At 67.1% G+C, this 11,917-nt stretch carries 14 protein-coding genes; 6 read left to right on the top strand and 8 right to left on the bottom strand.

Features of this window, described 5'->3' with window-relative positions:
* Positions 1-57: 57 nt before the first annotated feature.
* Positions 58-2,391: a ribonuclease R gene (gene rnr, locus VGB60_RS02395; RefSeq protein WP_331036683.1), complete on the bottom strand. Its 2,334-nt coding sequence runs from the start codon at positions 2,389-2,391 to the stop codon at positions 58-60.
* A 110-nt stretch (positions 2,392-2,501) separates the two neighbouring features.
* On the opposite strand from rnr, the gene VGB60_RS02390 reads away from it, so the two are divergent.
* The 3 genes from VGB60_RS02390 to VGB60_RS02380 all read left to right on the top strand — a co-directional run bounded on the left by VGB60_RS02390 (position 2,502) and on the right by VGB60_RS02380 (position 5,870).
* Positions 2,502-3,905, top strand: coding sequence for a cystathionine beta-synthase (locus VGB60_RS02390; RefSeq protein WP_331036682.1), 1,404 nt, complete (start codon positions 2,502-2,504; stop codon positions 3,903-3,905).
* A 103-nt stretch (positions 3,906-4,008) separates the two neighbouring features.
* Positions 4,009-4,710, top strand: a complete 702-nt coding sequence (locus VGB60_RS02385; RefSeq protein WP_331036681.1) for a dienelactone hydrolase family protein — start codon at positions 4,009-4,011, stop codon at positions 4,708-4,710.
* Positions 4,707-5,870: a cystathionine gamma-synthase gene (locus VGB60_RS02380; protein WP_331036680.1), complete on the top strand. Its 1,164-nt coding sequence runs from the start codon at positions 4,707-4,709 to the stop codon at positions 5,868-5,870. Before VGB60_RS02385 ends, VGB60_RS02380 begins: the two co-directional genes overlap by 4 nt.
* A gap of 9 nt (positions 5,871-5,879) precedes the next feature.
* On the opposite strand, the gene VGB60_RS02375 is transcribed toward VGB60_RS02380, so the two are convergent.
* The 7 genes from VGB60_RS02375 to VGB60_RS02345 form a co-directional block, all read right to left on the bottom strand.
* Positions 5,880-6,140, bottom strand: a complete 261-nt coding sequence (locus tag VGB60_RS02375) for a hypothetical protein (protein ID WP_331036679.1) — start codon at positions 6,138-6,140, stop codon at positions 5,880-5,882.
* Between the two features lie 72 nt (positions 6,141-6,212).
* Positions 6,213-6,425 (bottom strand): cold-shock protein, encoded by a 213-nt coding sequence (locus VGB60_RS02370; RefSeq protein ID WP_331036678.1) that lies wholly within the window; start codon positions 6,423-6,425, stop codon positions 6,213-6,215.
* A gap of 224 nt (positions 6,426-6,649) precedes the next feature.
* Positions 6,650-7,249: a fasciclin domain-containing protein gene (locus tag VGB60_RS02365; RefSeq protein WP_331036677.1), complete on the bottom strand. Its 600-nt coding sequence runs from the start codon at positions 7,247-7,249 to the stop codon at positions 6,650-6,652.
* Between the two features lie 215 nt (positions 7,250-7,464).
* On the bottom strand, positions 7,465-7,677 hold the full coding sequence (locus VGB60_RS02360) for a cold-shock protein (protein ID WP_168049003.1): 213 nt from the start codon (positions 7,675-7,677) through the stop codon (positions 7,465-7,467).
* A 163-nt stretch (positions 7,678-7,840) separates the two neighbouring features.
* Positions 7,841-8,056, bottom strand: coding sequence for a hypothetical protein (locus VGB60_RS02355; RefSeq protein WP_331036676.1), 216 nt, complete (start codon positions 8,054-8,056; stop codon positions 7,841-7,843).
* Between the two features lie 36 nt (positions 8,057-8,092).
* The gene (locus VGB60_RS02350) at positions 8,093-8,815 is read right to left on the bottom strand and encodes a TorF family putative porin (RefSeq protein ID WP_331036675.1); all 723 of its coding nucleotides are present in this window, start codon (positions 8,813-8,815) and stop codon (positions 8,093-8,095) included.
* A 36-nt stretch (positions 8,816-8,851) separates the two neighbouring features.
* Positions 8,852-9,778 carry a nitronate monooxygenase family protein gene (locus tag VGB60_RS02345; protein WP_331036674.1) on the bottom strand — a complete coding sequence of 309 codons (927 nt, stop codon included), beginning with the start codon at positions 9,776-9,778 and terminating at the stop codon, positions 8,852-8,854.
* Between the two features lie 217 nt (positions 9,779-9,995).
* Between VGB60_RS02345 and queF the strand changes: the two genes are divergently transcribed.
* The 3 genes from queF to VGB60_RS02330 all read left to right on the top strand — a co-directional run.
* Complete coding sequence (gene queF, locus VGB60_RS02340; RefSeq protein ID WP_331036673.1) at positions 9,996-10,457, top strand: preQ(1) synthase; 462 nt, start codon at positions 9,996-9,998, stop codon at positions 10,455-10,457.
* A gap of 86 nt (positions 10,458-10,543) precedes the next feature.
* Positions 10,544-11,401: a DUF817 domain-containing protein gene (locus VGB60_RS02335; RefSeq protein ID WP_331036672.1), complete on the top strand. Its 858-nt coding sequence runs from the start codon at positions 10,544-10,546 to the stop codon at positions 11,399-11,401.
* Between the two features lie 25 nt (positions 11,402-11,426).
* On the top strand, positions 11,427-11,917 hold a 491-nt coding region (locus VGB60_RS02330; RefSeq protein ID WP_331036671.1), incomplete at its 3' end, for a phytoene desaturase family protein.

The raw sequence follows: 11,917 nt of genomic DNA, 5'->3' as shown, positions 1-11,917 counted from the left end.
GGCCGCCGCCGACCGGCGGGGCGTCGAGGACGTCCTGATCGCCGTCGAACGGCTGCATCACCGCCGCTTGCCCTTGCGGACTCCCTTCAGGCCACCGGACGGGCGGCCGCCCTTCGGCGGCTTGGGCCCGCCCGGGCGGGTGGCGCCGCGTTTGGGAAAGTCCCCGCCGCCGCGGCCGCGTACGCCCAGTCGCGGCGCCGGCGCATTGGGATCCCGGGGCGCCGGATCGGACAGCATCCCGAACACCAGACCGCCGGTGACGGGCGTCGCCTCCATCAGCTTGACCTCCACGGTCCGGCCCAGCCTCCAGCGCTGGCCCGTGCGTTCGCCGACGAGGGCGTGGGAGCGGTCGTCGTGGTGGAAATACTCGCCGCCCAGCGAGGAGACGGGCACGAGCCCGTCCGCCCCGGTCTCCGTCAGACGAACGAACAGGCCGAAGCGGGTCACGCCGGTGATCCGGCCCGGGAAGCTGGCGCCGACCCGCTCCTGCAGGAAGGCGGCCATGTAGCGGTCCATGGCGGCGCGCTCGGCCGCCATGGAACGGCGCTCGGTCATGGTCACCTGTTCGGCGATCGCCGGCAGCTCGGACACCTCGCGCTCGGTCAGCCCGTCCTTGCCCAAACCCAGCGCCCGGATCAGACCGCGGTGGACGATCAGGTCGGAATAGCGCCGGATCGGCGAGGTGAAGTGGGCGTAGCGGTCGAGGTTGAGGCCAAAATGGCCGACGTTTTCGGCCGAATAGATGGCCTGCATCTGAGTGCGCAGGACTACCTCGTTGACGACCTCGGCGTGTTCGCTGTCGCGGGTCTCGTCGAGCAGCTTGTTGAACCGCTTCGTGGTCGCCGGCTCGCCCTTTGTCCACGGCTTGCCGATCGTCTGGAGGAAGTCGCCGAGGTTGAACAGCTTCTCCTGACTCGGCGCGTCATGGACGCGATAGAGCAGGGGCGTGCGCTTCTGCTCCAGCGTTTCGGCTGCGCAGACGTTGGCCTGGATCATCATCTCCTCGATCAGCCGGTGAGCCTCGAGGCTGACGCGGGGTTCGATGGAGGCGATCTGGCCGTCGGGAGTCATGCGGATGCGGCGTTCGGGGCTCTCGATCGCCAGCGGACTCCGCTTCAGACGGCCCTTCAGCATGGTCCGGTAGGCGTTCCACAGCGGATAGAGGATGGCCTCCATGATCGGGCCGGTGACGTCGTCGGTCCCGCCGCCGCCCTCGACCCCGTCGATGGCCGCCTGGGCCTGTTCGTAGCTGAGGCTGGCGTGGGAGCGCATGAGGCCGCGCACGAACTTGTGCCCGATCTTGCGTCCGTCCTTGTCGAAGACCATCCGAACGGCGAGGCACGCGCGGTTCTCACCGTGCTTCAGGCTGCACAAGCCGTTGGACAGCACCTCCGGCAGCATCGGCTCGACGCGGTCGGGGAAATAGGTCGAGTTGCCCTTCTCGCGCGCCTCCCGGTCCAGCGCTGAACCGGGCCGGACGTAGGCGGCGACGTCGGCGATGGCGACCCAGACGATCCAGCCGCCCTCGTTCTTCGGATCCTCGTCGCGCTGGGCGAAGACGGCGTCGTCATGGTCGCGCGCGTCGGCGGGGTCGATGGTGATCAGCGGCAGGTCGCGCAGGTCCTCGCGGCCCTTCAGCGACGGCAGTTCCTGGTCGCCGGCCTCGCGCTCCACGGCCTCGGAGAAGCCCATCGGCACGTTGTGGGCCGCGATGGCGATCAGCGAGGCGGCGCGGGGATCGTCCTCGCGGCCGATCGTCTCGAGGATCTTGCCGCGCTTGGGCCCATAGCGCTGCTCGCCCTTTTCGATGGCGGCGAGCACCAGATCGCCGTCGCGCAGACCCTCGGCCTGGGCGTGGGGGACGATCAGGACCTCCTTCGACTTGCGATCGACGGGCTCGACCCGGACCTCCTTGTTGGACTTGCGGATGACGCCGAGAACACGGTTGGTGTCGGTGTCCAGCACCTTGATCAGCCGCGCTTCCCAGCCGTTCTCGCCGCGTGAAAACTTGGCGAGCACGCGCGCGCCCAGACCGGGCGCGGCGCCCATCTTGCCGGTGTTGTCGGGGACCAGCACGGCCATGGGCGCGTCCGGCGAGGCCTCGACCAGCCGGACGTAGAACTCGCCGTCCACGTCGCGTTCGACCACGTCGGCCACGCCGACGGGGGGCAGGGCGCCGGCCTCGGAGAAGCCCTTGCGCCCGCGCTTGCCGAGTTTGCCCTCGGCCTCAAGCTCGCGGATCATTTCGCGCAGGGCGCGGCGGTCGCCGCCCTTCAGTCCGAAGTGGCGGGCGATGTCGGTCTTTTCAGCCGATCCTGCATCGCGGAGGAAGGCGAGGAGCGTGTCCTTGTCGGGGAGACCGGCGGCGGGCCGGCGGGGAGATTTTGTCATTTGAAACCTTGATACCGCAGGTCCGTCCTCTGTCAGAGGCGAAAACGTGCGCGTCTTGTCGTTGTTGCGGGGCGCGCCTAGCTTCCGGCCCTAGCCCCTGGAGTTTGTGAATGTCGCTGGCCGCCACGCCCGTTTTGTCCGGACCGACCGGATCCCTGCTGGACCTGATCGGCCGCACGCCGATGGTGGAGGTGACGAAGATCGACACCGGTCCGTGCCGCCTGTTCCTTAAGCTGGAGGCGCAGAACCCGGGCGGGTCGATCAAGGACCGCATCGCCCTGTCGATGATCGCCGCGGCGGAGGCGGAGGGGTTTCTGAAGCCCGGCGGCACCATCGTCGAGGCCACCGCCGGCAATACGGGTCTGGCGCTGACGCTCGTGGGTCAGGCCAAGGGCTATAAGGTTCTTCTGGTCATCCCGGACAAGATGTCCAAGGAGAAGATCCAGCATCTCAGGGCCATGGGGGCCGATGTTCGCCTGACACGCTCGGACGTCCCGCACGGCCATCCGGAATACTACACCGACATGGCGGAGCGTCTGGCGCAGCAGATTCCGGGCGGCTTCTACGTCAACCAATTCGCCAACGACGCCAATTCCCTGGCCCATTTCCAGACCACCGGGCCGGAGATTTGGGAGCAGATGGATCACGACATCGACGCCTTCGTGGCGGGGATCGGCTCGGGCGGCACCATCACCGGCATCGGGCGGTTCCTGAAGAGCGTTGGATCCGACGCCGAGATCATCCTCGCCGATCCGGTGGGCTCCACGCTGGCGGGCATCGTCAACGAGGGCGTACCGGGACCGGAGGGCAGCTACACCGTCGAGGGCATCGGCCAGAATTTCGTGCCCGACACCGCCGACATCACTCTGATCGACAAGGCCTATTCGATCCCCGACGCCGAGGCGATCGCGACGGTGCGCGAGCTGCTGCTGAAGGAAGGCGTGCTGGCCGGCTCGTCTTCCGGCACTCTGATCGCCTCCGCCCTGCGATGGTGCCGCGAGCAGACGGAGGCGAAGCGGGTCGTGACCTTCGTCTGCGACACCGGCGCCAAATACCTGTCCAAGGTCTACAACGACGCCTGGCTGGCCGATCAAGGCCTCGGCGACCAGCCGCTGCACCATGACCTGTCGGACCTGATATCGCGGAAATACGAGAAGGGCGACGTCGTCACCGCCGGCCCCGACGACACGCTGGACACGGCTTTCAAGCGCATGCGCGGGGCGGATGTCTCGCAACTGCCGATCATCCAGGACGGCCGGCTGGTGGGCATCCTCGACGAGAGCGACATCGTCCATGTCATGAACACCGACGAGATCACCCGGCAGGAGCGGTTCAAGAAGCCGGTCGGCTCGGTGATGACGCGGGATCTGGACACGGTGCAAGTCGGCGAGAGCCTCGATGCGCTGATACCCCTCTTTGACCGCGACCGGGTCGCCATCGTCCTCGACGGGGAGCAGTTCGTGGGCCTGATCACGCGAACGGATTTGATCAATCACCTGAGCCTGAACCGGTAGGGCCATGGGCGGCCCGCTGTTCCCCCGAGCTGCGCGTGGCTTGATCGGCGGAGCGGGCCCGTGGGTGAGGCGCCGGGCCGTGATTGGAGGAGCGCTGGCGTCGATGGCGCCGTCCTCGATCCGGGCGCAAACCCCTGAACCGGTTTATGAGGGCCTGACCTTCGACAGTCACGGCAAGGCCATCCGCGCCATCCATTACCGTCCCGCGGAGCGGGGTCGCGGTGCTGCCATCGTCATGATGCACGGCTCGAGCGGACGGATCATGAACCGGGGACCCTGGCACCATCTCGCGATGCGGTTCGCCCGCGACGGCTACGAGGTTCTGACGCCGCTCTTCACCGACGCCTGGCCAGACGACGGCATTCGGCCCCCGCGTATGATGGAGGCTTGGCGCGACGTGGGCCAACACGCCATCAACTGGTTCATCGACCGGGGTATCGATCGGCGACGGACAGCCATGTTCGGTTATTCGCTGGGCTCGTACGTCGCGGTCGACGGGGCCTTGGGCAACAGCCGGGCGGCGGCGGCCATCGCTCTGGCGGGCGGGGTGGACGTCTATCCGCCGCGCGTACCGCGTCGCCGGATCCCGGTGCTGATGATCCGGGCGGACGGGGACACTCATGTGCTGCCACGACACACGGCGACGTGGATATCGTTTCTGAGAAACTACGACATCAACGTCAGGGTGGAAGTTCTCCGGGACTCCAACCATCTCTTCACCGCGGCGAAATGGCTGGAGATCTTCCAGCTCTCGGCCGCGTTTTACGGCGGCAATATCGGCCGCCCCAGTCAGGACAACGCATGAGTTCGCTCAAGAACAGCCAGGGCTTCTCGACCCGCGCCATCCACGCAGGCCAGCGGCCCGACCCGACGACAGGCGCGGTCATGACGCCGATCTACGCCACCTCGACCTACGCCCAGGAAAGCCCCGGGGTGAACAAGGGCTACGAGTACGCGCGGGGCAAGAACCCGACGCGTGAGGCGTTCGAGGCCTGCCTGGCGGACCTCGAGGGCGGCACGCACGGCTTCGGCTTCGCGTCAGGGATGGCGGCCACCTCGACGGCGCTTGAGCTGCTCGACGCGGGAGCGCACATCGTCACCGGCGACGACCTTTACGGCGGATCGTGGCGTCTGTTCGAACGGGTGAGACGCCGCTCGATGGGCCTGGACTTCGCCTATGTCGACCTCAGCGACCTGGCCGCGGTGGAAGCGGCGATCACGCCGAAGACGAAGCTGATCTGGGCCGAGACCCCGACCAATCCGCTGATGAAGCTGGCCGACATCGAGGGACTGTCGCGCATCGCCAAGGCGCACGGGCTGATGCTGATCGTCGACAACACCTTCGCCACGCCCTGGAGCCAGCAGCCGCTGGCCCTGGGCGCCGACATCGTGATGCATTCGGCGACCAAATACCTGAACGGCCACTCGGACATCATCGGCGGCGCGCTGGTCACGGCTAGTCCCGAACTGGCGAAGGATATCAAGTTTCTGCAGAATTCGATCGGGGGCGTCATGGGGCCGTTCGACGCCTTCCTCGCCAATCGGGGCCTGAAGACGCTGGGGCTCCGCATGAAGGCGCACAACGAGAACGCGCTCGCTGTGGCGCGTTGGCTGGAAGAGCGGAAGGGGATCGCAAAGGTGATCTATCCGGGCCTGATCAGCCATCCGCAGCATGACCTCGCGGCGCGCCAGATGAACGGCCGGTTCGGCGGCATGGTCACGGCCGTCATCGACGGCGACCTGGCCCGCACCCGGCAAGTGCTGGAGCGGGTGCAGGTCTTCACGCTGGCGGAGTCGCTGGGCGGCGTCGAAAGCCTGGTCAATCACCCGGCTATCATGACCCACGCCTCGGTGCCGAAGGAGCTACGCGAGGCCGGGGGGGTGACGGACAGCCTGATCCGGCTGTCAGTAGGCGTTGAGGAGGTCGAGGACCTGATTGCGGATCTGGATCAGGCGCTGGCCTGATCCAGGAACTCAGGCCGCCTTGCTGGGCAGGGCGGTCTGGTGGCCGGTGGCGGGCAGGGCCTTCTTCTTGGCGGGCGCGCGGGGCTTCTTGACCAGCGTCGACGGCGCGGCGGCGCGTCGGGCCAGCTCGCCGTCGATCAGCGGAATGATTTCGGCCGCCGTGTTCATCTGAACGGTGGAGCCGGAGTCCGACAGGCGAGCGGCGTTGGCGCGCAGGGCCTTGAGGTCGGGGTCGCTCATGGTGGGGATCATGTCGGCGAGGGGGGTCATGGCAGTCTCCTGAAAGGGTACGGTGGTCGGGCCGGCGCCGGATCGGCGGCCGGCCCTTCCGTCAGTCGGAAACTATTCGGCGGCCTTCAGGCGACCGGCCGATTCCTTGCCCGAGCGCGAGTCGCGTTCGACCTCGTAGGAGATCTTCTGGTTCTCGTTCAGCGAGCCCAGGTCCGAAACTTCGACCGCCGAGGCGTGAACGAACACGTCCTTGCCGCCGTCATCAGGCGCGATGAAGCCGTAACCCTTGGTGGAATTGTACCATTTAACAGTGCCGGTAGCCATTTTCAGGACCTCCGCTAGCAGTTGACCGCCGGAAGAGGTTCCGGGTCGGCCTGTCGGGTCTGAATGGGATCGGCTTTGGACCTCGGTGCGCGATGCAAAGGGGCAGCAGCGTTTCGCAGTGAGATCGACGACACCGCAAATGGGCCTTTCGGGCTGGAAAGGCAAGGCCGGTGATTCCGGGGGGTGGTGGCGGAGGCCATGCAGAGGGCCTCCGCCGACCGTCGTCAGTCAGGCATCGACACGGTATCCGTGACGTGGATCACGCCGTTGGACTGGAACACATCGGCCTGGGTCACGGTCGCGACGCCGCCCTTCTCGTCAGTCAGAATAACGGCATTGCCACGCAGGGATGCGGTCAGCACCCCGCCTTCGACGGTCGTCAGGGCCGCGCGACCGCCGCCGGCGCGGATGCGTCCGATCAGATCCTGCGCGCTCACCCGGCCGGAGACGACATGGTAGGTGAGAATCTTGGTCAGCGTGGCCTTGTTCGCCGGTTGGACGAGGCTGTCGACGGTCCCGGCCGGCAGCTTGGCGAAGGCGCCGTTGGTCGGGGCGAAGACTGTGAAGGGCCCGGGGCCGCTCAGCGTCGGGACCAGACCCGCGGCGGTCACGGCGGCTACCAGGGTGGTGTGGTCGCGAGAGTTGACGGCGTTCTCGACGATGGTGCGGTTCGGGTACATGGCGGCGCCGCCCACCATCACGGTGGCGGAAGTGTCCGCGGCGACCATTCCGCCCATGTCATCCATGGGAGCGCAGGCGGCGGCGGTCAGGCTGCCGGCGGCCAGAGTGGCGAGAACGGCGGTGCGAATTGGGTTGAAGGTCATGGGTGTCTCTCCTGAGCGGCCGTCTGTGCGGCGCGGGCGGAGAGACGAAAGCGGCGCCGTGGCGGATGCGCGCAAGGGCCGAACTGCGGCTACGCGTCACGGGACGCATCCGCGAGCAAACCACGGCGTTCGCGAGCCGGACACGAAAACGGCGGCGGAAGCTCTCGCTCCCGCCGCCGCCGGAAAAGTCACGCGCCGGAGACCGGCGCCTGAACTCAGCCCTCGGTCTTCAGCTGACCAGCGGATTCCTTGCCCGAACGCTTGTCGCGCTCGATTTCGTAGGAAACCTTCTGGTTTTCATCGAGGCCGCGCAGGCCCGCCTGTTCGACGGCCGAGATGTGGACGAAAACGTCCTTGCCGCCGTCGTCAGGCTGGATGAAGCCGTAGCCCTTGGTGCCGTTGAACCATTTCACAGTGCCGGTAGCCATGTTTAGACCTCCGTTTGGCGTTGGCCTCAGGGAAGAGCCCCTGGAGGCCTGTCGGGTCTAAAAGGAGCGGCTGGACCTCGGTGCGAAAGCAGAGGGTGGCGTTTCGCAGAAAGAGATCGACGGTTCGCTTGTGGACTGTCGGCGTGGCGAAATCAAGCCGACGCTATTCCGCCGCCTCGCCAGCGGGCTCCGCGATATAGTTGTCCTGACACAGCTTGCGCAGGGCCGCGGTCAGGCTCGGGCCGTACAGCGAGTCCTGAATGCGCTCGAAGCCCTCGCTCTGCAGGGCCGTCTTGATGTCGCCGACGGTGCGGCAGCCGCCTCCGCGCGCCAGTTCATAGGCGCGTTCGAGGGTGGTGGGGCGATGTGTTGTGCTCATGACCCAACATAGGGAGCTTGGCGGGAAAAGCGAAGGTCAGAAGGCGATGCTGATTCCGGCGACCAGCGCATCGGCATACTGCTCGCCCGGCACGTCCGCGTCGGTGGCGTGATAGCGCAGCTCGGCATCGAGGTTGTCGGTCAGGGCGTAGGTGAAGCCGGCGTTCCAGCCGGTGTAATCGATGCTGTTGTCCTGCTCCCGGCGGCCGATGGAGGCGGTCGCCTCCAGCTTCGGGGTGAACTCCCAGCCGACGCGGGCCTCGTACCAGGTCCAGGCGCGCGTCGACCCCGTGCCGTCGGGCGAGTGTTGCAGGCGCAGGCGGCCGCTGGCGGGCCCGATCGAACGCGCGAAGTCGGCGGTGAACTCCCAGGCGTTGTCGTCCGCGCCAGGGTCGGCGTCGATTTGCTGCTTGTAGGTCGCGTTCAGGTCCAGATCGAAGCCGGCGACCTCGGGCGTGAAGCCGACCCCGGCCTCCAGCTCCAGTTCCGAACCAGTCGAACTCTTGATCGTCTCGAAGCCTGCGCCGCCGTAGAACAGGCCGGACGCACTCGCCCACTCGGTCTGTCCCCAGACGTAAGGGTCGCCGTCGGACTTCGAGGCTTCCTTGGACCGGTTGTCGGTGGCGGCGCCGAGGGCGAACGACCATTCCCCCGAGGACGCTGCAGCGGGTGTGGGGGCCGGAGCCTCCTGGGCCGAGACGGAGCCGGCGGCGGCCAGCAGAGCGGCCGAGGCGGCGGCGGTCGTCAGGATGCGGAGCATGGGAATCAGCCTTCGGGACGAATGGACAGCGCGGGTCTAGAACCGCTTCTTGTCGAATTCGTCACAGGCTTGCGAATATTCGTCCTTGAGCCGACCAATCAGCTGCGCGGCGGGCAGGATGTCGTGGACCGCGCCCGCGCCCTGACCGGCGGACCAGACCGTTTTCCACGCCCGCGCCTCCTCGCCCATGTCCAACTTGTGCTCGGGCAGGGACTTGGGGTCGATGCCGTTCGCGATCAGCGAGGGGGTCAGGAAGTTGGCAGGGATGCCGGATACGGCCGGCGTGTAGGTGATGTCGCTTGCGCCCGCGTCGACGATCATCTGCTTGTACTCGCCTTGGGCCGTCGACTCCGACGTCGAGATGAAGCGGGTCCCCATATAGGCGAAGTCCGCGCCCATCATGGTCGCGGCCGCGACGTCCGAGCCCGTCGACAGGCAGCCGGACAGGATGATGGTCCCCTCGAAGAAGGTCCGGACCTCCGCCACCAGGGCGAACGGATTGACCACGCCGGCGTGCCCGCCCGCGCCGTTGGCCACGAGGATGAGGCCGTCCACCCCCGCCTGCGCCGCCTTGCGGGCGTGCCGCACGTTGGCGATGTCGTGGAAGACCACCCCGCCATAGCCGTGCACCGCGTCCACGACGTCGCGCACGGCGCCCAGCGAGGTGATGATCAGCGGGACCTGCTCCTCGACCGACACCATCATGTCCGCCATCAGCCGCGGGTTGGTCGGGTGGACGATGTGGTTGACCCCGAAGGCGGCGGCCTCGGGCGTCAGCCGTCCCTTGATCTCCCGGACCCAGTCCCGATAGCCCTCTGTGGTGCGCTGGTTCAGGGACGGGAAGGTGCCGATCACGCCGGCGTTGCAGCACTCAACGACGAGATCGGGTCCCGAGACGAGGAACATCGGCGCGGCGATGACCGGCAGCGTCAGACCCTTTTGCAGCGAAGCCGGAATGGTCATGGCGATCGTCCCCGTTGTCTTTCGCTACGGATAACCGCCTGTCGCGGGGGAAGGCAAATGGAAGAGGTGGCTGGTGATTGGTGGCTGGTGGGTGGCCGCCGATCATGTGGTGAACGGCCTGCGGAGCCCTCCCGCCGCTCGACATGCAACAATCACCAACCACCAATCACCAGCCACCCCGATGACGCCACCGCCCTGAGCCGCTACATGGGCTCCCATGACCACCGACACCTCGGGCCTGCACCAGCTGGGCCAGCACAGCGTTCAGCCCACGTCGCCGGAGACGGCCGAGCTGGAGCGCGTCCCCAATCCCCACGCCGGGACCCTGTACCTGACCCGCTTCACCGCGCCGGAGTTCACCAGCCTGTGCCCGGTGACGGGCCAGCCTGACTTCGCCCACATCGTTATCGATTATGCGCCAGGCGACTGGCTGGTCGAGTCCAAGTCTCTGAAGCTGTATCTGACCAGCTTCCGCAACCACGGCGCCTTCCACGAGGACTGCACCGTCGCCATCGGCAAGAAGATCGCCGACCTGCTGCAGCCGAAGTGGCTGCGCATCGGCGGCTACTGGTACCCGCGCGGGGGCATCCCGATCGACGTCTTCTGGCAGACCGGAGCGGCTCCCGAAGGCCTGTGGCTGCCGGATCAGGGGGTGCCGACCTACCGCGGACGGGGGTGACGGCCGCGCTGAGGAAAAACCGCCGGCGCGGCGATTGCTCACAACATGCTCATGCCATCCGCCAGACCCTTCGTTAGCGTCGGGCCATGACAGAGACGAACCGTCTGCCGCTCGAGGTCTGGGGTCGCGGACTCCTAACGGAGGCACAGAGCTGGGCGGACCGCTCGCCGCTGCGGGGCTACGCCTTCGAATTCCTGTGGTTTGGGCTGAAGCAGGGCTGGGCCTGCCTGTTCGGCGGCGCCATGCTGGCGCTGATCCTCGGCACCTTCCTGTTCTGGCCCGAGGCCGCGCCGGTGTCGCGCTACGACTTTCTCGTGGTTGGGGCCCTGCTCATCCAGGCGGCCATGCTGGCGCTGAAGCTGGAGAGCTGGGAGGAGGCCCGAGTCATCCTGCTGTTCCACATCGCGGGGACGGTGATGGAGCTGTTCAAGACAGCTCATGGTTCGTGGATCTACCCGGAGGACAGCGTGCTGCGCATCGGGGCCGTGCCCTTGTTCTCCGGCTTCATGTATGCGGCCGTCGGCAGCTACATCGCCCGCGTCCAGCGCATCTTCCACGTCCGCATTCGGCGCTATCCGCCGCTCTGGTCGACATGGCTTCTGGCGGCGGCGATCTACGTCAACTTCTTCGCCCACCACTGGCTGCCGGATGTGAGGCTGGCGCTCTTCGCGGCGACGGCGCTCATCTTCGGACGCGGCTGGTTCTGGTTCACGACCGATCGCAAGCGCCGGTCGATGCCGCTGCTTCTGGGCTTCTTCCTCGTCGCGGTGTTCATCTGGCTCGCCGAGAACCTGGCCACCTTCGGCCGGGCATGGACCTATCCTGGCCAGGCGAACGGCTGGGAGATGGTGGGGCTGGAGAAGCTGGGAAGCTGGTTCCTGCTGATGATCATCTCTATCGTGCTGGTGTCGCTGGTTCACCGACCGGAGGAAGAGCCGCGATAATCTCGATGGGGGAGATCTGCGCCGCATGACCACCGTGGACCGCGACGTCGTCATCCTCGGCGGGGGCCACAACGGATTGGTCTGCGCCTTCTATCTGGCGAAGGCCGGTCTGAAGGTGACGGTGCTGGAGCGGCGGCACGTGGTCGGTGGCGCCGCGGTGACGGAGGAATTCCACCCGGGCTTCCGCAACTCGACGGCCAGCTACACCGTCAGCCTGCTGAACCCGAAGATCATTGCGGACATGGAGCTGGCCCGCCACGGCCTGCGGGTGGTCGAGCGCAAGGCAGCCAACTTCCTGCCGCTGGATGACGGTCGCTACCTGCTCGCCGGAGAGGGACGGACGCAGGCGGAGGTGGCCAAGTTCTCGAAGCGCGACGCGGAGCGGCTGCCGGAGTACGAACGCAGGCTGGAAGTCGTCGCCTCGGTGCTGCGCGACTGGATCCTGAGGGCGCCGCCCAATATGGCCCAGGGCGGCTGGACCGCCATGCTGCCCGAGCTGCTGAAGGGGGCGTCGCT

The sequence above is a fragment of the Brevundimonas sp. genome (assembly GCF_036399195.1).
Taxonomy (GTDB): Bacteria; Pseudomonadota; Alphaproteobacteria; order Caulobacterales; family Caulobacteraceae; genus Brevundimonas.
Note: the sequence above shows the minus strand (reverse complement) of the source record. Positions and strands in the feature narration are given on the sequence as shown.